Consider the following 21,737-nt stretch of genomic DNA (forward strand, 5'->3'; position numbering starts at 1 on the left):
CGGCGATGACGAGCATGCAGGGACATCCCGTGATGAGCGCCCGGAGCACAGGCGGACGCGGCTCCGTCAGAGTCCGGCGCACCATGCCGCTTGTTGCGGCACTGGCCGTGATGTCGATCTCAGCTGCCAGCGCGGCAGATTCGATTGTCGTGCAGGGAAACAAGCGGATCGATTCCGATACGGTGCGCGCCTACTTCCACGCTGACGCACGCGGCCTCTACGATGCGGCCGCCATCGACGCAGCGCTGAAGGGGCTGGTCGCGACCGGATTGTTCGACGACGTTCACGTCGATCGCGGCAACGGACGGGTCGTCGTGCGGGTCTCCGAAGCAAAGGTGCTCGACCGGGTTGCCTTCGAAGGTAACAAGAAGGTGAAGGACGCCGACCTCACCACCGCCGTCCTGTCGAAGCCGCGGGCCGGCTTGCAACGCGCAACGGTCCAGGGTGACGTCACCCGCATCATCGAGGCCTATCATCGCGTCGGACGCGACGACGTCCGGGTGGTGCCCGAGATCATCGACCGCGGCAATGATCGCGTCGACCTCGTGTTCACGATCACCGAGGGCAAGAAGACCCCGGTCAGGACCATCAGCTTCGTCGGCAATCATGCCTATGGCGCACGGCAATTGCGCGCCGTGATCAAGACATCGGCAACGCACGCGCTGAGCTTCTTCACCGGAGGCGATGTCTACGATCCCGACCGGATCAACGCCGATCGCGAGCAGATCCGGCAGTACTACCGCGATCACGGCTATGCCGACGCCGAAGTGACCAGCGTCAATGTCGACTACGACCGGGCCAACAGCGGGTTCGACGTCACCTTCGCGATCGATGAAGGCCCGCTCTATCGCTTCGGCAAGATCGAGCTGTCGTGCAACGTGCCGGATCTCGCCTGCGAGCGCCTGCGCCCTCTGCTGCTGGCGCAGGACGGTGAGACGTTCGACGACGGCAAGCTGACGAAGACCACCGAAGGGCTGACGGCCGAGCTCGGCAAGATCGGCTTTCCGTTCGCGCAGGTCGAGCCGGTCATCCTGCGCAATGCGCCGGCACGTCTCGCCGATATCCGCTTCCAGATCGACCAGGGCCGGCGGAGCTACGTGGAGCGCATCGATATCCACGGCAACACGCATACACACGACGACGTGGTGCGCCGCGAATTCGACTTCGCCGAGGGCGACGCCTACAACAAGTCGCTCGTCGACCGCGCCGAACGACGCCTGCGCAATCTCAACTACTTCAAGACCGTCAAGATCTCGCAACGGCAGGGCTCGACGCGGGATCGCGTGGTGCTGGATGTGGAAGTGGTCGACCAGCCGACGGGCGACTTCAATGTGTCCGGCGGCTATTCCAGCACCGACGGCCTGCTGGCGGAAGTCAAGATCGGCGATCGCAACGTGCTCGGCACCGGCAACACGGCGCAGGCCACGTTCACCTATGGTCAGTTCGCCCGCGGCGCCACCCTCGCGTTCACCTCGCCCTTCGCGCTAGGCCGCACCACACCGGGATTCGAGCTGTTCGGCCGCCAGAGCACTGCGACCGCGTTCCAGTCGTTCGGCAGCAATACCTACGGTGGCGCAGTCACGCTCGGCATGCCCGTGAGCGAGCAGACCGCCATGCTGTGGCGCTATTCGCTGTTCGACCAGAACGTCGTCCTGTCTCCCGGCGTCAACCCGGCCACGGTGTCCTTGCCCGTCCGGCAAGCCGCAGCCGCCGGACGGCAATTGGTGTCGCAGCTCGGCACCACCGTCACCACCAGCACGCTCGACAACAACAAGCTTCCGACCAGCGGCATTCGTTCCCAACTCAGCCAGGATCTTGCAGGACTCGGCGGTGACGTGCGGTTTCTACGTACGACCGGAGATGTCCGCTATTACCGGTCGATCAACAGCGACCTGACGGGAATGGTTCGCGCCCAGGGCGGCTACGTCACGGGCTGGGGCGGCAAGCAGGCGCCGCTGCTGAACAGCTTCTTCGGCGGTCCGACCATGGTGCGCGGCTTCGCCCCCGGCGGCTTTGGGCCGCGTGATGTGACGCCGGGATCGACCATGGACAATGTCGGCGGCAGCTACTATTGGGCCACGACCGCGGAGCTGCAGAGCAACATCCCTGGACTGCCCCAGGAATACGGGTTGCGCGCATCGGCCTTCGTCGACGCCGGCACCGTGTTCGGCTATCGGGGGCCGACCCAGAACGTCCAGGTGGCCAACAGGAACGTCCTGCGATCATCGGTCGGCGTCGGGATGACCTGGGCCTCGCCATTCGGGCCGCTGACGGTCGATTACGCCGTGCCGCTGAGCAAAGCGGCGTACGACATCGTCCAGCCGCTGCGCTTCAGCGCCGGCGGCTTCTGACGCCTGCCCTCTGTCGGCTTGCAGGTGAGGCGGCAGCGCTAAAGCGCTGCCGCCCGGCCTTGTCTCAATACGGATGATAGTAGTGGACCCGCGGCCTATAATAGGGGTGGCCGTAGTACGGGTGGCCGTAATATGGACGCGGCGCGTAGTACACCGGCGGCGGTCCATAATATCCCGGTTGGGCGTAGTAGCCGGGACCGGCATAGTAATAGTCGTCATCGTGCTGATGCGCGGCGATCGCGCCGATGGTTCCGATCATCGCGCCCATGATCGCGAGACCGGCGGCAGGATTGCCGCGGTAGTGACGACGATAGCGCCGGCGGGCGCTGAGATCAGTCGCATCGCCGGACGTACCGGTCGTGAGCAGCTGTTTGCCGGCTGGTCCAGACGACCGGGCGAGCACCGTGGTCGGCTCGCTCGCCGTCATGATCAGCATCGCCATGGCTGTGAGTGCGATCTTCCGGCCGGTCGAACCAAACAGATAATGTTCGCAGGACATGTGATCCCCCGTCTCTTCGCTCATTTCCAAATTACAACACGACGCGAGATGCAGCTTGATCTGCGTCAACCGGCAATTCAACCCGGTTGCGCGCAGCAAATTTCCATCCGCCCCCGAACGTGCTTAGACGCACGTCCACACTGTCGGGTTCAATCCAGATCTCACCGATTTTTCGCGAACCAACTGCCCCTCATTGGAAACCAATGCCTTGCACGTTCATGACCATGACGGCCACCCGGCCAAGAGGATATTCGATGACTGCCAAGCTCGCGCGATTGTTCGGAGCCATTGCCATGCTGACTGTTACCGCCTCCTCCGGCATGGCCGACGATACCAAGACGTCGCTGTTCAAGGTCGTCACCGTCAAGGACGAGATCGTGATCGGCCTGAGCGCTGACGAGCTGAAGACGATCGGCGGCACCGACGCGGGCGCCATCGCGCATGCGCTGGCGCAGAAGGGCGACCTGACGGCGTGGCAATACAACGTCCATCGCGGACCGAACGGCGAGCTGCAGATGGCGCCTTCGGCCAAGATTGCCCTGCTCGCCCACGCCTCGCTGCGGGTCGAGCCCTATAGCACCACCTATGCCGTGACGCCGCATCCTTGATCCCAAGAGAAGTGCGGGCGCCCGCGAAACGCGATCGGTTCGCGAGCGCCCCTCCCGCTGGTTAAGGCCAGGGATCGATCCGGCGGGTCGGACGCGTCGCCTCCCGATACGACCCAGCGGGTCGTCCGTTCGAAAAGCCGTAGACCACGGCCAGCCGATCCAGGCATTCCTTGAAGCGGCGCGCGAAATAGTCATTCCAACGCTGGCTGGCCAGACCTCGCTTGTGCCCGACCAGCTCCATCGTGAGACCATGCACCAGGATGTCGTGCACGATCGCCGCCCCATCTGCGCCGAGCTCGCGCTCGGCCCGGTTCAGCCTGACCATGGCCTGACGCTGGCCTTCGGTGAGAAGCTCCCGGCCCTGGGCACCATCCACGTGATCACGCGAGGGATCGATCGCCTGGGGCCCTCGCTCGGCGCGCTCCCAGTCGGACTGGAAGGCGCGGCCGGCGCGATATTGCGCATCATCCAGCTGCTTGTGCGCGTGCAGCCGTCCAAGCGGGTCGTTGCGCACGGATCGAAGCGCGACGATCTTCTCGCCCGGTTCGAGCGCGAGGGGATCGTCGATTTCGACGGCGACCACATCGGCATGCGGCGGCAGATCATGAGCCCTGCGGTCATGGCTCTTCGAGATGCGAATCGACTTGCTGCGTTTGGGTCGCGCCATTTTTGTCCTCCGGCATGCGGGTTGAGATCGGGTCTGGTCGGCGGTGCCTGCCGGCTACGCCGCGGCAACGAGCCGCAAGATCAATGGCCGCATCGGGCGGTCGGCGATGACCTCCGGATTGCGAGTCAGGTGGAAATGCGGGCTGCAATAGCTCGAGCCGGGCCGGCGCGGATGGCCGCAGAAGGTGATGGGATCGTCGTCGCGGTCTCCGCCGTAGGGATAGCGGCAGTCGCCGGGCTCGAGCTGATCCAGCGACAGCAGCCGGGGACTGATGCCGACACAGCGAAGCCGCACCGGGGCCGGCAGCTCGGGAGCCGAAACCGGAATCCGCCTGCCGTCCGTCTCCTTTTGGTCTCTGACCCGGCGTCGGCGGCCGGATCCCATGAAGGCAGGTGCCGGCCGGAGATCCGGTCCGCGCGCGGCTTTCGGGCCGCCCGGCGCCGCCAGCCCCAACCGCTTGCCGCGGCCGAGCGTCGCATTCCGGGTGTAGGCGGTGCCGAATTCGGTATTCAGGGCCCGCGCGATCTCCGCATAGGACAATCCCTTGGCATGAAGCTCTCGCAACATCAGTGAATGTCGCTCTGGCCAATCGGTGGACTGCATTCTCGCCTCTTCGTCTGCATCGGGGAGCGCCGGGACGGCCGCGCCTTGGCGCGCTCCTCTTCCCGACCGGCTCAATTTCCGATATTCCGAACGAAAAGTCAAGCTTGAGTTCTGATTATCGGAAAGATATAGTGCTTCATCAGATTCGCAACGGAGAAATGAAGTCATGTTGGACGTCGCCATGATCGAGCGTGCCCTGGAGAAGCCGGGGAAGACCAAAGGCGGCCTGGCCCGCGCCATGGGGGTGCGCCCGGGGGCCGTCTCCGAGATTCTCGGGGGGCAACGGCTGATCAAGGCCGCCGAAATTCCCCTGATCACGGATTACCTCGAGCTGAACTCGGTTCCGATCATGGGGCGGGTTGGCGCAGGCTCCGTCATCGAGCCGGAATACGAGCAGGTGCCGCTCGAGGGCCTGGGAGAGGTCGCCCTGCCCTTCCCGATTTCGGAAGAGACCATCGCCTTCGAGGTCTCGGGCGATTCGATGCTGCCGAAATATGAAAACGGCGACGTGATCGTGGTCTACCGGGACCAGCGGCACCCGCTGTCGAGCTTCTACGGCGAGGAAGCGGTGGTGCGGCTCAAGTCGGGCGAGCGCTATCTGAAGACGATCGAGCGCGGCAAGTCGTCGTCCCTGGTCAACCTCAAGAGCTTCAACGCCAAGCCGATCGTGGGGGTCAAGCTGGACTGGATCGGGGAGATCTTCGTCACCCTGCCGCGCGGCCAGATCCAGCGGATGCGGAGCAAGTCGGCGGCCCGCGCCCGGGCGGCACGAGCTGCCAGCAAATAAAGCAGGACGGAGGGCGACCTCCGTTCCTGCCCCCGCACCGGTGAACATCACCATTGACATTTTTCTGTTTTTCAGAAATAATGCCGCGGTAGTGACGACTCACCCGAGCTGGCGGTGCATGCAGTACTTCGTCGTGATGATCGACTACGGCCGTCGGGGACGGGAGGCCGTGGTCGACCCCGAAATGACCCGGCGCGACGTGATTGCACGCGTGGCGTCGGGGGAGTTTTCGAACATCAGCTTCATCCATGAGATCCTCGACCACTCTGTCGAGGACATCACCGCGGACATCATGTCCGAAGCGGCGGTTCCGGAGCTGGTCGGCATCGACGCCGACCTGCAGGCCGCGCGGTTCGATCATGAACGCGATCTGCGCAAGCACGAGCAAGTCTAGCGGAAATCGCGCGGGACGCTGCCGGTGCGAGCCGAGGACCGGCGGGCCGCTGTAGAGCCGGTCCGCCGACTGATCGTCAAACCAGATCAGACCAGAAAAACGGTCGAACCGGTGGTCTTGCGGCCGGCCAAGTCGGCGTGGGCCTTGGCGGCGTCCTTGAGCGGATAGGTCTGGTTGACTTCGATCTTCACGGCGCCCGACCTGACGACGTCGAACAGCTCGTTCGCCATCGCAACAAGGCTCTCGCGCTTGGCCGCATAGGTGAACAGGGTCGGCCGGGTCACGAACAGCGAACCCTTCTGCGCCAGCAGCCCGAGATTCAGCGGATCGACCGTACCCGAGGACTGACCGAACAGCACCGCGTAGCCGAGCGGCGCCAGGCAGTCGAGCGACTTCAGGAACGTATCCTTGCCGACGGAATCGTAGACCACAGGCACCTTCTTGCCCCCGGTGATCTCGCCGACGCGCGCGACGAAATCCTCGCGCGAATAGATGATGGTGTGCTCACAGCCATGGGCCTTGGCCTGCTGCGCCTTGTCGTCGCTGGAGACGGTGCCGATGACGGTAGCTCCCAGATGCTTGGCCCACTGGCTCAGGATCAGACCAACGCCGCCGGCCGCCGCATGCAGCAGAATGGTGTCGCTGGCTTTCACCCGATAGGTCTGCCGGATCAGGTATTGGACGGTCAGGCCCTTCAGCATCATCGCCGCCGCCGTCTTGTCGTCGATCTCGTCGGGAAGCTTGAGCAGCTGGGCCGCCGGGATCAGACGCGCTTCGGAATAGGCGCCGAGCGGTGATGAACCGTAGGCGACGCGGTCGCCGACCTTGAGATCCGAGACTCCTTCCCCCAACTCCTCGATCACGCCGGCACCCTCGCTGCCCAATCCGCTCGGCAGCTGGACAGGATAGAGGCCGGAACGATTGTAGATGTCGACGAAATTGAGACCGACGGCGGTGTGCCGGATACGGGCTTCGCCTGGACCAGGCTTGCCGACGCTGACCTCCTCCCAGACGAGCACCTCGGGACCACCGGTTTTGTGGAAACGAATGGCGTTTGTCATGGTCTTTGTCCTCCCTGTTGGACCAGTGCCGTCCCGTTCGGCCGCCTCATGGCTTGGCCCGAACGGTGCCACATCCGGGCACGACGGCGACCTCATGTCCGTAGCCGCTCCCGCCGCCGTTTGGCAATCCGCTTGGCGGCCGCCCGCGGCCCGGCCGGAACCGCCGATACGGTCACGCGTTCTCAGGCGAAAGCGGAGGACACCGACCATGCCGCCCAAAAAGCGCCGCACGCGGATCACCCCGGCGATCCTGATCGAGCTTGCCTGTCATACGTTCATGGGCACGGCGCTCGGTCTCGGCTTCGCCTTCGCACTGACCCACCTGGACGCATTCGGGATCTCGCAGCTCATTGCGCACAGCGTCGAACCGAGCATGACCCTCACGATCATCGTGGCCGCCTTGACGCTGTCCTTTGCAGTCGGCGCGACGCTGACCGGAGCGGTCTTCACGATGATGGATGAGCGGTAGCTCGGTCACTCACCCCATCGGCAGCGGTGGCCCCGCGAAGATCTCGGACCGCACCCGGCTGATCTGTGATCCGTACGTCGCGCAAAACATGCAGATGGTCGACACGTTCGACCGGAGCGTCGGCATGATCGGGCTGAAGCTGAACTCGCCGGTCTGAATCGTCCGGATTGCGCCAGCAGCGCGCAAGTGCGACACCGACGAATACTGCAAGAGCAAGCCATTTCAACGCGTTCGATGATCCGTGCTGCGCGCCGGCTGATTCGAACGAATCTATGGCGTCGTCCGACACACCGATGTGACGGCCTCGTTACCGGTAAGCCCTGTCGATCTGCCTTAATGTTCTCTTAACGAGGCGCGACCGTTCACCGCTAACAACAGGATCAGCTGCATTGCAGCAGCGCGCAGGAGATCATTCAAATTTGAATTAATCCGTCGGCGGAACGGGCGTAATCAAGCGCCGTATCACTACGGATGCATGAAGGTCGCATCTTCGTCACGCGGACTTTCTAAGACGAATGCCAAACGTCCAACATTCGAGGCAGCATGAACGCGGAAATCGAACACGAGCTCACGCCGGACCAATGGGAAACGCTGAAGGCGCTTCGCATTCCCGCCCGCGAGCGCCGCCGGCTGAATGGCATGATCGTCAATCAACTCGCTGCGCTGGAACTGGCCAGCATCAGCGATGGAATTGCAGAGATCACCAAAATGGGGCGCAAGGTTCTGATCAGAGGATCATCGCGCCTGCTCGATGTCGCGGCCTGACGGCGAGCAACGAGATGGCTCCCGGCCATTGCCGGGCCCGCTCACCACATCGTCTTACGTGCGCGCTCCGGCCATTCGCGGTCATACTGCGCGCCGTCGATACCGTCGGTCATTGCTGCCAGGATCTGTCCCGGCGTCGGCAACTGCCGCGGGTCGATTCGCTTCTCGGGATTCCAGAGATCGGCGCGCACGATCGCGCGCGCGCACTGGAAATAGATTTCGTCCACCGTCATGACGATCACCGAGCGCGGCAGCTTGCCTTCCATGCGGAATGACTCCAGCAGGTCGGGAGCAGCCGAGAGATGGCCTCGTCCGTTGACACGCAGCGTGTTGCCCGATCCAGGAATCAGGAACAGCAGGCCGATCCGGGGATCGCGCACGATGTTGCGCAGCGAGTCGATGCGGTTGTTGCCGCGGCGATCGGGCATCATCAACGTCTTGTCGTCGTGAATGCGGACGAAGCCCGGAAGATCGCCGCGCGGCGAACAATCCAGACCTTCCGGTCCTGACGTCGCAAGCGCCACGAACGGCGACGCCTCGATCATGATCCGATAATGCGGCGTCACCCGATCGGCGACTTTCGCCGTCGATGCGAGCCCCGTCTCACCATAGATCGCCTCGAGCTGCTCAATCGTGGTGATGATCGACATCGCCGCTTGCTCCTGTGGCTCTGGTCGGCATCGCATCGGTCCGCCCTCTGATCACGTCGACCAGCCGGCGCCCGTGTGCCGCGGGATCGCCGACATTGACGATCGTCACGTCCGCGGCAACCGTCTCGTCCGAGACGGAGCGCTGCAGACGCTCGCCGATGTCGCCATCGCTCGCGCGATGCCGCTTGCCGAGCCGCTCGGCAAGGACCTCCGCCGGCGCCGTGATGGAAACGACGACCACATGCGCGTAGTCGCGCCGCGCCGCCGGGATAGCCGTCCGCGACACGTTCACGACCACCGTGCGTCCTGCGAGAATGTCGTCATTGATCGTCCGCGGCACGCCATAGTCGTGCCCGTGGGCCTCCCAATGCAGAGCGAACTGGCCGGTCTCGAGAGCCTCGCGAAAAGCCGATGCCGTCATCTCGAGATTGTCTTCGAACGCCGAGGCCTCGCGGGTGACGATCCGCCGTGGAAAGACGATGCGATCGTCACCCACGCATTCACGGCGCGCAACGTTGAGCAGCGTATCCTTGCCGGCGCCACTGGGCCCGACCACGAGCACGAGACGGCCGGGGCCGAGCCGATCGGAGCCAAGTGATTCGGAGCCAGTCGATGAAGCCGGGATGTCGGTCATGCGACCCGCAATCCTTCCCGCCAGACGCTGCGCACCACCGCGACGTCGCCGGCCACGTGAACCCGAATGAGGTCCGCGCGCTTGCCGGCGGCGATTTCGCCGCGGTCGCGCAGCCCGACCGCTTCCGCCGGTGCCTTGGTGACGGTCCGAACCGCCGCGGCGAGGTCGATCGCCGGGACGCGCTGCGGCAATTGCAGTGCGCCCATCAGCAGGCTCGACGGCACATAGTCCGACGACAGAATGTCGAGCAAGCCCTCGCGCGCGAGGTCCACAGCCGCGATGTTTCCGGAATGCGAGCCGCCGCGCACGACGTTGGGCGCGCCCATCAGGATGCTGATGCCCGCGTCGTGCAGGCCCCGCGCCGCTTCGATGGTGGTCGGAAACTCCGCCACCGCGATGCCATCCTTGATCGCGTCGGCGACATTCTCGTCGGTGGTGTCGTCATGGCTGGCGAGCGGCACGTCGTGCGTCTTGGCGAGCGCGACGATCTCGCGCATGTTGGCCGCCGCATAGGTCTGCTGATAGGCGAAGCGGCGCGCGAACATGACATCGAGCTCCGCATCGGTCTTGCCGCCGCTCTTGCCGCGGTAATAGTCGCGCAGCTTGCCTTCGTCACGGAACTGGCGCTGGCCCGGCGTGTGATCCATCAGCGACATCAGACGGACATCCGGACGGCCCGCCAACTGCGTCGCTTCATCGACCACCGTCGGCATCGGCACCTCGCAGCGCAGATGCAGGAAGTGATCGGCGCGCAGCAGACGCGCGTCGCGCGCCCGCCCGATCGCGTCCGCGAGCACATTGGCCTGGCCGTCGACGCCTTCGGCGCCCTCCTCGCTCCAGACCCGCAGCGAATCCAGCACGGTGGTGATGCCTGCCGTGGCGAGCTGGCCGTCATAGGAGATCACGGCCGCGACCGGATCCCAATAGACCTTCGGCCGCGGCACGAAGTGGGCTTCGAGGTGATCGGTGTGCAGTTCGACGAGGCCGGGCATCAGCAGATCGCCCTCGGCATCGAGACTGCCGGCCGGGCTCGCGCCTTCGCCAACTTCTGCGACCCGCCCTCCGACCATCGCCACCCAGCCCCGCTCGATCACGCGATCCGCGAGGACCAGCCGGGCGTTGCCTATCACGGTTTCAGACATGTTGGCATCCATCTGCTGTTCTGCCCTCTACGCCGCGGCTGCGAATGTCGTCACGTCGACGATGCGGTCAGCGATCGCGATCCTGATATCATCATCATGCACGATCGCCAGCATCGCGACGCCGGCCTGCTTCTTCGCCGCGATCAGATCGACCACGACGGCCCGGTTCGCTGCATCAAGCGAGGCCGTCGGCTCATCCAGCAGCAGGATCGGGAGCTCCGAGATGAAGCCACGGGCGATGTTGACGCGCTGCTGCTCGCCGCCGGAAAACGTCGACGGCGGCAGCGACCACAGCCGCTCCGGAATGTTGAGCCGGGCGAGCAGCGCGCCGGCACGCGCGCGCGCCTCGTCCCGCGACACGCCGGCCGCGAGCAGCGGCTCGGCGACGACGTCGAGCGCCGGCACCCGCGGCACGGCCCGCAGGAACTGGCTGACATAGCCAATCGTCTGCCGCCGCGCGTTGAGCACCAGCCGCGGCTCGGCTCCCGCGATGTTGGTGATCTCACCATCATGACGGACGCCGACGCGGCCGCCATCGCAGCGGTAGTTGCCGAAGATCATCTTCAGGATCGACGACTTGCCCGCGCCCGAAGGTCCCGCCAGCACGACGCATTCCCCGGCCCTGACCTGGAACGACACGCCGCGCACCACGGGCAGCAAGATGCCGCCCTGCAGGTGCATGGTGAAGGTCTTCTCGGCATTTTCGATATCGATCATCACGGTCATTGCATGAGGCTCATGGCGGCAGGATCGAGGATACGAGGAGCTGGGTGTAGGGCTCGCGTGGATCGTCGAGCACCTGGTCGGTGAGGCCGGTCTCGATCACCCGCCCCTCCTTCATGACCATCACACGGTGCGACAACAGCCGCGCCACGGCCAGATCATGCGTGACCACGATCGCGGCGAGGCCGAGCTCGTTGACGAGGCTGCGCATCAGGTCGAGCAGGCGGGCCTGCACCGACACGTCGAGCCCGCCGGTCGGCTCATCCATGAACACCAGCCGCGGCTCCGTCACCAGGTTGCGCGCGATCTGCAGCCGCTGCCGCATGCCGCCGGAATAGGTCCGCGGCGCATCGTCGATGCGGCCGACATCGATCTCGACCCGCGTGAGCCAGGACGAGGCCGTCTGCCGGATGCGGCCGTAGTTGTTCCAGCCGACGGCCATTAGCCGCTCGCCGACATTGGCGCCGGCGGACACCGCCATGCGCAAGCCCTGCGACGGGTCCTGATGCACGTAGCCCCAGTCGGTCCGGAACAGGAAGCGCCGCTCAGCCTCGCCAAGCTGCGCGAGATCGCGCAGCACGCCGTCACGCATCCGATAAGACACGTGGCCGCCGCTCGGCGTGAGCTGCGCCGACAGCATCTGCAGCAGCGTCGACTTGCCCGACCCGGATTCGCCGACGATGGCGAGCACCTCGCCCGGATAGAGCACGAACGACACGTCGCGGCAGGCCGACAGCCGGCCATAGCTCTTCGTCAGGCCTTCGGCGACCAGCAGCGGCTGATCGGTGGCACGGGTCACCTCAACCATGGGCGGCTTCCTTGTGCGGGGCTGCGTTCTCCGTGCCGCGATGTCCGGCCGCCTGCCGGCCTTCGCAATAGTCCGTGTCGGAGCAGACGAACATGCGGCTGCCCTTGTCGTCGGTCACGATCTCGTCGAGATAGGAGTCCTCCGCGCCGCACAGCGCACAGGGCGCATCGAACTTGTAGCGCGTGAACGGATGATCCTCGAAGTCCAGCGAGACCACCGACGTATACGGCGGGATGGCGTAGATGCGCTTCTCGCGCCCGGCGCCGAACAGCTGCAGCGCCGGGCAATTGTCCATCTTCGGATTGTCGAATTTCGGCGTCGGCGACGGATCCATCACGTAGCGCGCATTGACCTTCACCGGATAGGCGTAGGAGGTCGCGATGTGGCCGAAGCGCGCGATGTCCTCGTACAGCTTGACGTGCATCAGCCCATACTCGGCCAGTGCATGCATGCGCCGCGTCTCGGTCTCGCGCGGCTCGAGAAACCGCAGCGGCTCGGGGATCGGCACCTGATAGACAAGCACCTGTCCCTCGCGCAGCGGCGCCTCCGGGATGCGGTGGCGGGTCTGGATCACGCTCGCCTGTTCGGTCGACGTCGTCGTGGCGACGCCGGCGGTCTTGGCGAAGAACTTGCGGATCGAGATCGCGTTGGTGGTGTCGTCGGAGCCCTGGTCGATCACCTTGAGCACATCGTCCGGGCCGAGAATGGCTGCGGTGACCTGCACGCCACCGGTGCCCCAGCCATAGGGCATCGGCATCTCGCGGCTCGCGAACGGCACCTGATAGCCGGGAATTGCGATCGCCTTGAGGATCGCGCGGCGAATCATCCGCTTGGTCTGCTCGTCGAGATAGGCGAAGTTGTAGGTCGGCGCGTTCATTCCGCAGCCTCCTTCAGCGCGGGAGCGGCGTTGGCGTCGGCAAATTCCTGTCGCAGCTTGCGCAGCAGGCCGAGCTCGGACTGGAAGTCGACATAATGCGGCAGCTTCAGATGCTCGACGAAGCCCGTGGCCTGCACATTGTCGGAGTGCGACATCACGAACTCCTCGTCCTGCGCCGGCGCGATCACATCCTCGCCGAGCTCGCGTGCGCGCAGCGCGCGGTCGACCAGCGCCATCGACATCGTCTTGCGCTCGCTCTGGCCGAACGCAAGGCCATAGCCACGTGTAAAACATGGCGGCTCGGTCGCCGAGCCCTTGAACTGATTGACCATCTGGCACTCGGTCAGTTCGACCGATCCGAGCGGCACCGCAAAGCCGATCTCCTCGGCGAAGAACTCGACCTCGACCTCGCCGAAGCGGATCTCGCCGGCGAACGGATGGTTGCGGCCGTAGCCGCGCTGGGTCGAATATCCCAGCGCAAGCAGAAAACCCTCGTCGCCGCGCGCGAGATTCTGCAGCCGCAGATCGCGCCCTGCAGGAAAGGTCAAGGGATCGCGCGTGAGATCGCCGACCGGCGCGTCGGCCTCCTCTGCGGGCGACGGCTCGATCAGTCCGTCCTGGCCGAGGATGTCGGTGACACGCGGCATCGGGGCGTCGGAGGTTGCCGCGAGACTCGGCGCTTCCGGATCACCACCCGCAGCCAAGCTGGGGTCGAGCAGCCGGTGCGTGTAGTCGAACGTCGGTCCCAGCACCTGGCCGCCTGGAATGTCCTTGAAGGTCGAGGAAACACGCCGCTGCACCCGCATTGCACCGGTATCGACCGGCTCGGTGGCGCCGAATCGCGGCAGGGTCGCGCGGAAGGCGCGCACCAGGAAGATCGCCTCGATGAGATCGCCCCGCGCCTGCTTGATCGCCAGCGCCGCCAGCTCGCGGTCATACAGCGAGCCCTCGCTCATGACGCGATCGACCGCGAGCCCGAGCTGCTCGGAAATCTGCGGCAGCGACAGCTCAGGCACGTCGCGCGCGCCACGGCGCGCATGCGCCAGCAGCCGATGCGCGTTCTCGATCGCGCGCTCACCACCTTTGACGGCCACATACATGCGTCAGGCTCCTGCAGATGCGAGTCGGGTGGTGCGCGGAATTGCGACCAGTGAACGGTCGTCGACTAGGATCACGTCGATGCCGCGCGGAAACAGCTGCTCGTTGATCGACAGCCGGTCGAACAGGTCGGCAGGCTCGAGTATCACTGTGAGCGATGTCGTGCGACTGATCCCTGGACCACGCAGATGAAAGGTCCGGCCTCGGGACAGACTCGGCACCTGCAGAATCAAGGTCGTCGACCGGTCTGGATATTCGGGCGTGCCCAACGCAAACGAGGAGAGATCCGGCAGCATGGCCGACTCCGCGATCAACGCGAAGCTGGCCGCATCCTGCCGGTCCACGATCGGCGCACCGGTGTGAAACCGCAGCCAGGCACCGACATCAGGCGCGCTGGCGAAAGCCGGATCGAGCCAGAGCGGTGTGTCCTGGTCCAGCAAGGTCAGCGCAATCGCCGCGACGCCGGCCATCATCGACGGAGGACGACCGACCTCATCGGCGACCGGCATCACCTGCCCCGGCCGCGCCATCGCCTCCATCACAGTGCGAAAGGTCGATTGCGCCGACAGCACCTTGTCGGCGAACCCCGGCTGCAGATCGACGTTCGCCGCTGCCATCACCCTTCTCCCCGCACCATCGTGTAGAAATCCACGCGTGTCGCCGCAGCTTCCGCGGCGGTTCGCTTCCACCCCGCCTGCATCTGCGCCCGCAGGGGAGCCACGACCTCGGTCTCGATCGCCTCGGCATGTTCAGGTGACTGCAGCAGCGCGTCGCACAGCGCGATCAGATGCGCCTTGTCGCCATCGCGTCCGAGCACGTAGCCGAACCCAACCTCGCCGCTCGCGAGCCGGACGGCGGCACGCGAGACAGTCGCCTCGCCGAGATTGAACGGCGCACCGTCGCCACCGACCCGGCCGCGCAGCATGACCAGACCATTTTCGGGCGTTCGCAGATCCTGATGCGGCGGGACAGCGACATCGTTCATCCGCGTCGCAATGTCGGCTGCCTGCACATGCGCCAGCACCCGCATCGCCTCCCGCCGCCTCTCGCGCATCGCGATCTCGCCGCTCATCACCATCCTCGACCTTGCCCGGCTGAAGTTGTCTATGATAATAGACAACTTGATAAGAGAGCGCCATGACTGTTTGATGACATGGCCGTGATTTCCACGATCCGCGCGAGGAGCTGCGATTGAGCATGCAGAACGCCGATTCGGGCGTCGCCCTGTGGCGCCGGGTCGCCGACGGCATCGAGCGCGACATTGCCGATGGCCGCTTCGCCGCCGGGACGCGCCTGCCCGGCGAGACGGAGATCGCGGAGACCTACCGGGTCAACCGCCACACCGTGCGGCGTGCGCTGGCGACGCTGGCAGAGCGCGGGCTGGTGCGCGCGGAGCGCGGTAGCGGCACTTACGTGGAAGCCCCTCGCTTGTCCTATCCGCTGCGCTCGCGCACCCGATTCTCGGAGATCGTGGGCGCGGGCGGCCGCGAGCCGCGGGGACAGCTGATCGCAGCCTCCGAGGAGCCCGCCACGCGCGAGCTCGCGCGCCTCCTGGGATTGAAGACCGGCACGCCACTCGTGCGCATCGACGCGCTGCGCTTTGCCGACAAGACGCCGATCTGCGTCAGCACGTCGTGGCTATCGGCCGAGCGGTTTCCGGATGCGGGACAGGTGTTCGCCGCGACCCGCTCGATGACCGCGCTGCTGGCGCATTACGGCATCCGCGATTATCGCCGCGGCTCGACCCGCATCACGGCGGCCATCGCGGATGCGAGCGATGGCGCGCGGCTCGAGCTTGCGCTCGGACGACCGGTCCTGGTGGTCGACAGCACAGACGTCGATGCCGACGGCACGCCGCTCATCAGCAAACGCTCGCGCTTCGCGGCCGAGCGCGTGACCTTCGAGGTGGAAGGCTAGTCCGCCTCAGGCCACGGCGCGGCGCCCAATGATGGCAAAGCGAAGCTTGTTCGAGATCCAGTCGATCGCCGCCACGGCCACCAGGATCATCAGGATCAGGAACGACACCTTCTGCCATTCGAGCACGCGGATCTGCTCCGCAAGCTGCAGACCGATGCCTCCGGCGCCGACGATGCCGATGATGGTCGCCGAGCGCGTATTGGATTCGATGAAGTAGAGCACCTGGCCGGCAATCACAGGGAGCACCTGCGGCAGCAGGCCGAAGCGGATCTCATGCAGCGCATTGCCGCCTGCGGCGCGCACGCCTTCAACCTGCTTGCGATCGGCGCTCTCCATCGCCTCCGAGAACAGCTTGCCGAGCGCACCGAAATCGGACACCGCGATCGCGAGCACGCCGGCGAACGGCCCGAGTCCGACGACATTAATCCAGACCAGCGCCCAAATCAGCGTGTCAACGCCGCGGATGGTGTCGAACAGCCGGCGCACGGGAAACCGGAAGATTGCTGATGGAATCACGTTTCGCGCCGCAAGAAGGCTGACCGGAAACGCGACGCAGGCCGCAAGCGTGGTGCCGAGCACTGCAATCGACAGCGTCTCGCCGAGCGCCTTGAGATAGGTCGGCAGCGACGCGCCGGGATCTGGCGGCAGCATCAGGCGTGCGATCCAGCCGAGCTGGCTCAGACCCGCCAGAATGCGCGACGGCGAGAACTCCAGGTCCACGAGGCCGAAGACGAACACTGCAAGCGCGAGCAGCAGCACCAGTGGCGTCGCCAGCCGCGCCGACATCGGCCGATTGAAGACCTGCGGATAGCGCTCACGAAGCTGCACCTGATCCGGCGTATCCGGGAGGCTCATGTCCGCACCTCCGCGCCGAACAGCCGGCCGCGGAGCCAGCCGGTGCCGATGTCGATCAGGAACACCGTCACCACGATCATCACGAGGATGGCGCTGACATCGGAATAATAGAACTTGCGGATTGCCACCACGAGCTCCTGGCCGATACCGCCGGCGCCGACGAAGCCCATCACGGACGCCTCGCGGACGTTGATTTCAAAGCGCAGCAGCGTGTAGCTGGAGAAACCGGCGATCACCTGCGGCAGCACCGCGAAGCGCATGCACGACAGCCAGCTCGCGCCGGTGGCTCTGATACCCTCGACCGGCTTCATGTCCGCGTTCTCGACCACCTCGGAGAACAGCTTGCCGAGCGCGCCGCTGGAATGGAGAGCGATCGCGAGCACACCGGGGAGCGGCCCGAGGCCAAAGGCAATGACGAAGATCAGCGCGAACACGATGCCGGGAACCGTGCGCGCGAATTCGAGCAGCCGGCGGACCGTGAACCGGACCCACGGCGCCGGCGAGGTGTTCTCGGCCGCAAGGAAGTTGAGACAAAACGCGAGCAGCATGCCCGCGAGCGTGCCGACATAGCTGATCAAGAGCGTCTCACCGAGCAGCTTGATCCACTTCCTGAAGCCCCAGAACCATTCGGGAAAATTGGTCCAGACGCGGTGACCGTCATCGAGCGTGAAGAGGCGGTCGAAATAGCTGACGAAGTTGCCGAAATACGTGAAGAGCGTCGCCAGATTGACCTCGGCGCCGACGGCGGCAACGAGGAGAACGGCGAGAAACGCCGCCATCGAGACCGCAAACCGCAGGCGGCGTCGCGCGACCGCCCGGCGATAGGCGTCGTTCAGAGCCGCAAGCTGCTGGCTCGGAAGGATGGAAACGGCGACCGTCATCGGGCCTTTGCTGTCCTTGCTTCAAGACGACTCGGTTTGCCGCACGACAAGAGCGGGGCCTTTACAGGCCCGGCTCACCGTCGCAGGCAGTTCGGATCAGGACGCCTTCTTGCGCAGGCTGTCGACGAACTTGATCAGGTCAATCGTGCCATCCCAGTCCTTCGTCGTGGCCGGATGGAACCCCTTCTTCTGGCCGTCGGAGAGACGGTCGAACGCAGCCTTGTCCTTGGTCGGGGCATCGAAGAACGCTTTGGCGATCGCCGCCTTCAGATCCGCGGGCAGATCCGAATTATAGGCATAGGGGCCGTTGATGATCGGCGCCGACTTGTGAATGATGCGGAAGTCTTCCTTCTTCATCGGCGAGCCGTCGGCGTTCTTCAGCATGCCCTTGGTGAGCATCTGCGCCAGCGTCGAGTCGTTGTCGCTGGTCCATTGGTTGGCTGCGACGTCGACGGTGCCCTGGGCGAGAGCGAGGACGGCGTTCTCGTGGCTGCCGGCGAACACCACCTTGCTGAAATAGGTCTCGGCATCGGTCACACCCATCTTGTTGAGTTCGAAGCGCGGCACGTTGTTGCCGGAGGTCGAGTTCGGATCGACCAGACCGAGATTCTTGCCCTTGAGGTCTTCGACCTTCTGGTACGGGCTGGCTGTCTTAACGAAGAACACCGAATAATAGCCGGTGCTGCCGTCGGCGTTGATGTCGTTGGCGAAGGCATCGATCTTGACGCCGGTCAGGCGCGCACGGGCGAACGAGGCTGAGCCGTAGCTCGCGATGTGGATGTTGCCGGCGCGCTGACCTTCGATCACGGCCGCATAGTCGTTGGCGATGCGGAGCGTCACCTTGGTGCCGAGCTCCTTGGACAGGTAGTTGACGAACGGCGTCCAGCGCTCGGTGACGCCGGAGGCGTTCTCGGCCGGGATGACCGCGAAGGTCAGCTCCGGATATTTCGTCTTCCAATCCTCGGCCGAGGCCGAACCGGCGAAGGCAAGCGCGGCAACGCCCGCCAGGATGACGCGACGATTGATCATGGCAAATCCTCTTGTTGCTGTCGTACGGTTGGGCCGCCGCGAGATGCGACGGCTGAAATCAGCGTGACTCACGCCTCAGGCCACGGCGGCTTCGCCGAAAGCCGGAACGGTTACGGGTGGCACGGGCCGGACGCTATCCATGACGTCGTCGGCCTCGAGATCGTAGAGCTCGCGCGCGATCTGCGCCGTCAGCGCGGCGGGCAAATCGTCGAAGACCACGCGTCCAGCGGCCATGCCGATCAAGCGATCGCAATAGCTGCGCGCCAGATCGAGCGAATGCAGGTTGCAGACCACCGTGATTCCGAAATGCTTGTTGATGCGCAGCAGTGCGTCCATCACGATCCGGGTGTTGCGCGGATCGAGCGAGGCGATCGGCTCGTCGGCCAGGATGATCTCGGGGTTCTGCACCAATGCGCGGGCGATCGCGACACGCTGCTGCTGTCCTCCCGACAATTGATCGGCACGTTGCGCGGCCAGCGACGCCATGTCGAACTGCTCGAGCGCGGACAACGCCATGGCAACATCCTCCGCCGGCCACAGCTGCGCCAGCGAGCGCCACGACGGAACCTCGGCAAGCCGGCCCATCAGAACGTTGGTGAGAACATCGAGCCGGCCGACCAGGTTGAACTGCTGGAAGATCATCGCCGACCGCGCGCGCCACTGCCGCAGCTCGCGGCCGCGCAGCGCCGTCACGTCGAGATCCTTGAACAGAACTTTTCCGGAGCTGATCGGGCTGAGCCGGTTGATCGAGCGCAGCAGGGTCGATTTTCCGGCGCCCGAGCGTCCGATCACGCCGACGAAGCTGCCGGGCGCCACCGAAAAGGACGCATTGTCGACCGCGGCTTTCGCGCCGAAACGGCACGTCAGACCATTGACCACCAGCATGAAATTCTCCAGACGCCTCGCTCTGCCCCATCGCTAGCGTCTGGACTCAACAGTTATATGACAGTCCGCTTACGCCGGCTCCCTCATCCACATCGGCGGCAGCGCCGTCATCATCGTGTCACGCAACTGTCATGACGAGCACCTTAGACCTTGTTGTCGATTTCCAAAGGAATAGAACCAGACATGGCCGGCAAATCGCTTTCCATTGCACCCACCGTCGATGCCAGCGCAAAACTCCACGAGACGCGCCTCGGCGCCTATTGCGAGGTCGGAGCCCGCAGCATTCTTCACGAGGTGACGATTGGCGACTACTCCTATGTCGTCAACGACGCCCAGATCACCTACACGACGATCGGAAAATTCTGCTCGATTGCGGCGATGACCCGCATCAATCCGGGCAATCATCCGATGCATCGTGCGACCCAGGCCCACTTCACCTACCGCGCCAGCGCCTATTTCGAAGGTGAAGCCGACGACACGGAGTTCTTCGCCTGGCGCAGGCAGCATCACGTCGACATCGGTCACGACGTCTGGATCGGCCATGGCGCGATCGTGCTGCCGGGGCGCAACATCGGCACCGGCGCCGTGGTGGCGGCGGGTGCCGTCGTCACCAAGGACGTGCCCCCCTACACCATCGTCGCCGGCAATCCCGCCCGGGTGATCAAGCGGCGCTTCCCGATCGATATCGAACAGCGCCTCGTCACGCTCGCTTGGTGGGATTGGACCCATGACGCACTTCGCGCGGCGCTGCCGGATTTCCGGGGGCTCGAGATCGGCGCGTTCCTGGACAAATACGAAGCGGCTCTCGACGGCGGGCGCCTTGTGCGGCAAAGTGCCGCCCAATGACCAACATTTCCATCTTCTCCGGCCGCTGCCTGATCGGCTCCGACCTTGCCGACACATCGCTGCAGATATCGAACGGCGTGATCGCCGGCCTCGATGGCGCGACGCGAGGCGCAGATCTCGATCTGGATGCATCCGGCCTCACGGTGCTGCCCGGGATCGTCGACATCCACGGCGATGCGTTCGAGCGCCAGATGATGCCGCGCGCCGGCGTCGATTTCCCGATCGACGTCGCGCTCGTCGACAGCGACCGCCAGGCGATCAGCAACGGCATCACCACGGTTTTCCACGCCACGACGTGGTCGTGGGAACCCGGCCTGCGCAGCGCCGGCAATGCGCGTCAATTGCTCGAGGCGATCGAAAGCCTCAGGCCGAGGCTTGCCGCCGATACGCGCTTCCATCTGCGCCACGAGACTTTCAATCTCGACGACGAGGACGAAATCAGCCGATTGCTCGCGGCGCGCCGCATCGACCTGTTCGCCTTCAACGATCATATGGCTTCGACCGTCGCGAGCCTCGACAAGCCGCACAAGCGGCAGCGCATGGTCGATCGCACCGGCCTGTCCGGCGAGGCGTTCGATCGTCTCGTCGCTGATATCGTGTCCCGCGCCGATGCCGTGCCGGCCTCCGTCGCGCGTCTCGCCGCCATGGCGCGCCGGTCCGGCATCCGCATGCTGTCGCACGACGACGAGAGCCCGGAGATGCGCCGCGCCTTCCGCGGACAGGGTGTCGAGATCGCGGAGTTTCCCGTTAACGAGGAGACCGCACGCGAGGCCGCCGCTGGCGGCGACGCCATCGTGTTCGGCGCACCCAACGTCGTGCGCGGCGGCAGCCACACCGGCTGGACCAGGGCGAGCGACATGATCGCCAAGGGCCTGTGCTCGGTGCTGGCGTCCGACTACTACTATCCCGCGCCGCTGCTGGCCGCCTATCGCCTCGCCGCCGACGGCATATTGCCCTTGGCGCAGGCCTGGAATCTGATATCCGCCGGCCCTGCGCGCGCGGCCGGCTTGTCGGACCGCGGCGCTCTCGCCGCCGGGGCTCGTGCAGACATCGTGCTTGTCGACGACAGCATGCCGATGCGTCCGCGCGTCGTCGCGGTGATCGCGGCGGGCCGGCTGGTCTATCTCACGGAGGTCGGGCGCCTCGGTAACGGCGCGGCGACTCGCGCGATGGCGGCGGAGTAGCTTC

The 21,737-nt window shown here is 65.2% G+C and carries 27 protein-coding genes; 10 read left to right on the plus strand and 17 right to left on the minus strand.

From position 1 onward, the window contains the following. Positions 1-83 precede the first annotated feature (83 nt). Positions 84-2,351, plus strand: a complete 2,268-nt coding sequence (gene bamA, locus ACQR07_RS05920; protein ID WP_434901394.1) for an outer membrane protein assembly factor BamA — start codon at positions 84-86, stop codon at positions 2,349-2,351. Positions 2,352-2,415: 64 nt separating this feature from the next. Here the strand turns inward: bamA and ACQR07_RS05925 are convergent, their stop codons facing one another. Then, positions 2,416-2,850: a hypothetical protein gene (locus ACQR07_RS05925; protein WP_434901395.1), complete on the minus strand. Its 435-nt coding sequence runs from the start codon at positions 2,848-2,850 to the stop codon at positions 2,416-2,418. A gap of 254 nt (positions 2,851-3,104) precedes the next feature. On the opposite strand from ACQR07_RS05925, the gene ACQR07_RS05930 reads away from it, so the two are divergent. Beyond that, a complete protein-coding gene (locus tag ACQR07_RS05930; RefSeq protein WP_434901396.1) occupies positions 3,105-3,458 on the plus strand; it encodes a hypothetical protein in 354 nt (117 codons plus the stop codon). Between the two features lie 61 nt (positions 3,459-3,519). Here ACQR07_RS05930 and ACQR07_RS05935 read toward each other — a convergent pair whose 3' ends face one another. After that, a complete protein-coding gene (locus tag ACQR07_RS05935; RefSeq protein WP_434901397.1) occupies positions 3,520-4,125 on the minus strand; it encodes a DUF6456 domain-containing protein in 606 nt (201 codons plus the stop codon). 54 nt (positions 4,126-4,179) lie between these two features. After that, the gene (locus ACQR07_RS05940; RefSeq protein ID WP_434901398.1) at positions 4,180-4,728 is read right to left on the minus strand and encodes a GcrA family cell cycle regulator; all 549 of its coding nucleotides are present in this window, start codon (positions 4,726-4,728) and stop codon (positions 4,180-4,182) included. A gap of 166 nt (positions 4,729-4,894) precedes the next feature. Between ACQR07_RS05940 and ACQR07_RS05945 the strand changes: the two genes are divergently transcribed. Together ACQR07_RS05945 and ACQR07_RS05950 are read left to right on the plus strand one after the other, a co-directional pair. After that, on the plus strand, positions 4,895-5,515 hold the full coding sequence (locus tag ACQR07_RS05945; RefSeq protein ID WP_434901399.1) for a LexA family transcriptional regulator: 621 nt from the start codon (positions 4,895-4,897) through the stop codon (positions 5,513-5,515). A 118-nt stretch (positions 5,516-5,633) separates the two neighbouring features. After that, positions 5,634-5,909 carry a hypothetical protein gene (locus tag ACQR07_RS05950; protein ID WP_434901400.1) on the plus strand — a complete coding sequence of 92 codons (276 nt, stop codon included), beginning with the start codon at positions 5,634-5,636 and terminating at the stop codon, positions 5,907-5,909. Between the two features lie 86 nt (positions 5,910-5,995). Here ACQR07_RS05950 and ACQR07_RS05955 read toward each other — a convergent pair whose 3' ends face one another. After that, complete coding sequence (locus ACQR07_RS05955; protein ID WP_434901401.1) at positions 5,996-6,970, minus strand: quinone oxidoreductase family protein; 975 nt, start codon at positions 6,968-6,970, stop codon at positions 5,996-5,998. Positions 6,971-7,178: 208 nt separating this feature from the next. On the opposite strand from ACQR07_RS05955, the gene ACQR07_RS05960 reads away from it, so the two are divergent. The 3 genes from ACQR07_RS05960 to ACQR07_RS05970 all read left to right on the plus strand — a co-directional run bounded on the left by ACQR07_RS05960 (position 7,179) and on the right by ACQR07_RS05970 (position 8,204). After that, positions 7,179-7,439 (plus strand): hypothetical protein, encoded by a 261-nt coding sequence (locus tag ACQR07_RS05960; protein WP_434901402.1) that lies wholly within the window; start codon positions 7,179-7,181, stop codon positions 7,437-7,439. Then, on the plus strand, positions 7,429-7,596 hold the full coding sequence (locus ACQR07_RS05965; protein ID WP_434901403.1) for a hypothetical protein: 168 nt from the start codon (positions 7,429-7,431) through the stop codon (positions 7,594-7,596). The genes ACQR07_RS05960 and ACQR07_RS05965 overlap by 11 nt, the downstream gene beginning before the upstream one ends. A 386-nt stretch (positions 7,597-7,982) precedes the next feature. After that, the gene (locus ACQR07_RS05970; protein WP_434901404.1) at positions 7,983-8,204 is read left to right on the plus strand and encodes a hypothetical protein; all 222 of its coding nucleotides are present in this window, start codon (positions 7,983-7,985) and stop codon (positions 8,202-8,204) included. A 41-nt stretch (positions 8,205-8,245) separates the two neighbouring features. On the opposite strand, the gene ACQR07_RS05975 is transcribed toward ACQR07_RS05970, so the two are convergent. Genes ACQR07_RS05975 through phnG form a run of 9 tightly spaced genes read right to left on the minus strand, consistent with a single transcriptional unit; the run spans position 8,246 to position 15,208 of the window. Then, positions 8,246-8,854: a pyridoxamine 5'-phosphate oxidase family protein gene (locus ACQR07_RS05975; RefSeq protein WP_434901405.1), complete on the minus strand. Its 609-nt coding sequence runs from the start codon at positions 8,852-8,854 to the stop codon at positions 8,246-8,248. After that, complete coding sequence (phnN, locus tag ACQR07_RS05980; protein WP_434901406.1) at positions 8,832-9,488, minus strand: phosphonate metabolism protein/1,5-bisphosphokinase (PRPP-forming) PhnN; 657 nt, start codon at positions 9,486-9,488, stop codon at positions 8,832-8,834. Before phnN ends, ACQR07_RS05975 begins: the two co-directional genes overlap by 23 nt. After that, entirely contained in the window at positions 9,485-10,642 is a 1,158-nt protein-coding gene (locus tag ACQR07_RS05985; protein WP_434901407.1) for an alpha-D-ribose 1-methylphosphonate 5-triphosphate diphosphatase, read from the minus strand. The genes phnN and ACQR07_RS05985 overlap by 4 nt, the downstream gene beginning before the upstream one ends. A gap of 15 nt (positions 10,643-10,657) precedes the next feature. Beyond that, complete coding sequence (phnL, locus tag ACQR07_RS05990) at positions 10,658-11,356, minus strand: phosphonate C-P lyase system protein PhnL (protein WP_434901408.1); 699 nt, start codon at positions 11,354-11,356, stop codon at positions 10,658-10,660. A gap of 10 nt (positions 11,357-11,366) precedes the next feature. Further along, on the minus strand, positions 11,367-12,161 hold the full coding sequence (phnK, locus tag ACQR07_RS05995; RefSeq protein ID WP_434901409.1) for a phosphonate C-P lyase system protein PhnK: 795 nt from the start codon (positions 12,159-12,161) through the stop codon (positions 11,367-11,369). Then, the gene (locus tag ACQR07_RS06000; RefSeq protein WP_434901410.1) at positions 12,154-13,038 is read right to left on the minus strand and encodes an alpha-D-ribose 1-methylphosphonate 5-phosphate C-P-lyase PhnJ; all 885 of its coding nucleotides are present in this window, start codon (positions 13,036-13,038) and stop codon (positions 12,154-12,156) included. The genes phnK and ACQR07_RS06000 overlap by 8 nt, the downstream gene beginning before the upstream one ends. Next, a complete protein-coding gene (locus tag ACQR07_RS06005) occupies positions 13,035-14,138 on the minus strand; it encodes a carbon-phosphorus lyase complex subunit PhnI (protein WP_434901411.1) in 1,104 nt (367 codons plus the stop codon). Before ACQR07_RS06005 ends, ACQR07_RS06000 begins: the two co-directional genes overlap by 4 nt. A gap of 3 nt (positions 14,139-14,141) precedes the next feature. Continuing rightward, a complete protein-coding gene (gene phnH, locus ACQR07_RS06010; protein ID WP_434901412.1) occupies positions 14,142-14,753 on the minus strand; it encodes a phosphonate C-P lyase system protein PhnH in 612 nt (203 codons plus the stop codon). Beyond that, positions 14,753-15,208 carry a phosphonate C-P lyase system protein PhnG gene (gene phnG / locus ACQR07_RS06015; protein ID WP_434901413.1) on the minus strand — a complete coding sequence of 152 codons (456 nt, stop codon included), beginning with the start codon at positions 15,206-15,208 and terminating at the stop codon, positions 14,753-14,755. Before phnG ends, phnH begins: the two co-directional genes overlap by 1 nt. Positions 15,209-15,327: 119 nt before the next feature. Between phnG and phnF the strand changes: the two genes are divergently transcribed. Then, positions 15,328-16,053: a phosphonate metabolism transcriptional regulator PhnF gene (gene phnF, locus ACQR07_RS06020; protein WP_434901414.1), complete on the plus strand. Its 726-nt coding sequence runs from the start codon at positions 15,328-15,330 to the stop codon at positions 16,051-16,053. A 6-nt stretch (positions 16,054-16,059) separates the two neighbouring features. On the opposite strand, the gene phnE (ACQR07_RS06025) is transcribed toward phnF, so the two are convergent. The 4 genes from phnE (ACQR07_RS06025) to phnC form a co-directional block, all read right to left on the minus strand. Then, positions 16,060-16,908: a phosphonate ABC transporter, permease protein PhnE gene (gene phnE, locus ACQR07_RS06025; protein WP_434901415.1), complete on the minus strand. Its 849-nt coding sequence runs from the start codon at positions 16,906-16,908 to the stop codon at positions 16,060-16,062. Further along, positions 16,905-17,789, minus strand: a complete 885-nt coding sequence (gene phnE / locus ACQR07_RS06030; protein WP_434901416.1) for a phosphonate ABC transporter, permease protein PhnE — start codon at positions 17,787-17,789, stop codon at positions 16,905-16,907. Before phnE (ACQR07_RS06030) ends, phnE (ACQR07_RS06025) begins: the two co-directional genes overlap by 4 nt. A 96-nt stretch (positions 17,790-17,885) precedes the next feature. Continuing rightward, the gene (gene phnD, locus ACQR07_RS06035) at positions 17,886-18,818 is read right to left on the minus strand and encodes a phosphonate ABC transporter substrate-binding protein (RefSeq protein WP_434901417.1); all 933 of its coding nucleotides are present in this window, start codon (positions 18,816-18,818) and stop codon (positions 17,886-17,888) included. A gap of 75 nt (positions 18,819-18,893) precedes the next feature. Further along, positions 18,894-19,703, minus strand: coding sequence for a phosphonate ABC transporter ATP-binding protein (phnC, locus tag ACQR07_RS06040; protein WP_434901418.1), 810 nt, complete (start codon positions 19,701-19,703; stop codon positions 18,894-18,896). A 183-nt stretch (positions 19,704-19,886) separates the two neighbouring features. Here phnC and ACQR07_RS06045 point away from each other — a divergent pair, with 183 nt between their 5' ends. Both ACQR07_RS06045 and ACQR07_RS06050 read left to right on the plus strand, forming a co-directional pair. Then, entirely contained in the window at positions 19,887-20,549 is a 663-nt protein-coding gene (locus ACQR07_RS06045) for a DapH/DapD/GlmU-related protein (RefSeq protein WP_434901419.1), read from the plus strand. Beyond that, positions 20,546-21,733: an alpha-D-ribose 1-methylphosphonate 5-triphosphate diphosphatase gene (locus tag ACQR07_RS06050; RefSeq protein ID WP_434901420.1), complete on the plus strand. Its 1,188-nt coding sequence runs from the start codon at positions 20,546-20,548 to the stop codon at positions 21,731-21,733. Before ACQR07_RS06045 ends, ACQR07_RS06050 begins: the two co-directional genes overlap by 4 nt. Positions 21,734-21,737 lie beyond the last annotated feature (4 nt).

It is taken from the genome of Bradyrhizobium sp. HKCCYLS20291 (assembly GCF_051167715.1).
Taxonomy (GTDB): domain Bacteria; phylum Pseudomonadota; class Alphaproteobacteria; order Rhizobiales; family Xanthobacteraceae; genus Bradyrhizobium.

Bases quoted from the DNA above. Each gene is read 5' to 3' on its own strand.
- bamA (WP_434901394.1), top strand. From the start codon at position 84: ATGCCGCTTGTTGCGGCACTGGCCGTGATGTCGATCTCAGCTGCCAGC.
- ACQR07_RS05925 (WP_434901395.1), bottom strand. From the start codon at position 2,850: ATGTCCTGCGAACATTATCTGTTTGGTTCGACCGGCCGGAAGATCGCA.
- ACQR07_RS05930 (WP_434901396.1), top strand. From the start codon at position 3,105: ATGACTGCCAAGCTCGCGCGATTGTTCGGAGCCATTGCCATGCTGACT.
- ACQR07_RS05935 (WP_434901397.1), bottom strand. From the start codon at position 4,125: ATGGCGCGACCCAAACGCAGCAAGTCGATTCGCATCTCGAAGAGCCAT.
- ACQR07_RS05940 (WP_434901398.1), bottom strand. From the start codon at position 4,728: ATGCAGTCCACCGATTGGCCAGAGCGACATTCACTGATGTTGCGAGAG.
- ACQR07_RS05945 (WP_434901399.1), top strand. From the start codon at position 4,895: ATGTTGGACGTCGCCATGATCGAGCGTGCCCTGGAGAAGCCGGGGAAG.
- ACQR07_RS05950 (WP_434901400.1), top strand. From the start codon at position 5,634: ATGCAGTACTTCGTCGTGATGATCGACTACGGCCGTCGGGGACGGGAG.
- ACQR07_RS05955 (WP_434901401.1), bottom strand. From the start codon at position 6,970: ATGACAAACGCCATTCGTTTCCACAAAACCGGTGGTCCCGAGGTGCTC.
- ACQR07_RS05960 (WP_434901402.1), top strand. From the start codon at position 7,179: ATGCCGCCCAAAAAGCGCCGCACGCGGATCACCCCGGCGATCCTGATC.
- ACQR07_RS05965 (WP_434901403.1), top strand. From the start codon at position 7,429: ATGAGCGGTAGCTCGGTCACTCACCCCATCGGCAGCGGTGGCCCCGCG.
- ACQR07_RS05970 (WP_434901404.1), top strand. From the start codon at position 7,983: ATGAACGCGGAAATCGAACACGAGCTCACGCCGGACCAATGGGAAACG.
- ACQR07_RS05975 (WP_434901405.1), bottom strand. From the start codon at position 8,854: ATGTCGATCATCACCACGATTGAGCAGCTCGAGGCGATCTATGGTGAG.
- phnN (WP_434901406.1), bottom strand. From the start codon at position 9,488: ATGACCGACATCCCGGCTTCATCGACTGGCTCCGAATCACTTGGCTCC.
- ACQR07_RS05985 (WP_434901407.1), bottom strand. From the start codon at position 10,642: ATGGATGCCAACATGTCTGAAACCGTGATAGGCAACGCCCGGCTGGTC.
- phnL (WP_434901408.1), bottom strand. From the start codon at position 11,356: ATGACCGTGATGATCGATATCGAAAATGCCGAGAAGACCTTCACCATG.
- phnK (WP_434901409.1), bottom strand. From the start codon at position 12,161: ATGGTTGAGGTGACCCGTGCCACCGATCAGCCGCTGCTGGTCGCCGAA.
- ACQR07_RS06000 (WP_434901410.1), bottom strand. From the start codon at position 13,038: ATGAACGCGCCGACCTACAACTTCGCCTATCTCGACGAGCAGACCAAG.
- ACQR07_RS06005 (WP_434901411.1), bottom strand. From the start codon at position 14,138: ATGTATGTGGCCGTCAAAGGTGGTGAGCGCGCGATCGAGAACGCGCAT.
- phnH (WP_434901412.1), bottom strand. From the start codon at position 14,753: ATGGCAGCGGCGAACGTCGATCTGCAGCCGGGGTTCGCCGACAAGGTG.
- phnG (WP_434901413.1), bottom strand. From the start codon at position 15,208: ATGAGCGGCGAGATCGCGATGCGCGAGAGGCGGCGGGAGGCGATGCGG.
- phnE (WP_434901415.1), bottom strand. From the start codon at position 16,908: ATGAGCCTCCCGGATACGCCGGATCAGGTGCAGCTTCGTGAGCGCTAT.
- phnE (WP_434901416.1), bottom strand. From the start codon at position 17,789: ATGACGGTCGCCGTTTCCATCCTTCCGAGCCAGCAGCTTGCGGCTCTG.
- phnD (WP_434901417.1), bottom strand. From the start codon at position 18,818: ATGATCAATCGTCGCGTCATCCTGGCGGGCGTTGCCGCGCTTGCCTTC.
- phnC (WP_434901418.1), bottom strand. From the start codon at position 19,703: ATGCTGGTGGTCAATGGTCTGACGTGCCGTTTCGGCGCGAAAGCCGCG.
- ACQR07_RS06045 (WP_434901419.1), top strand. From the start codon at position 19,887: ATGGCCGGCAAATCGCTTTCCATTGCACCCACCGTCGATGCCAGCGCA.
- ACQR07_RS06050 (WP_434901420.1), top strand. From the start codon at position 20,546: ATGACCAACATTTCCATCTTCTCCGGCCGCTGCCTGATCGGCTCCGAC.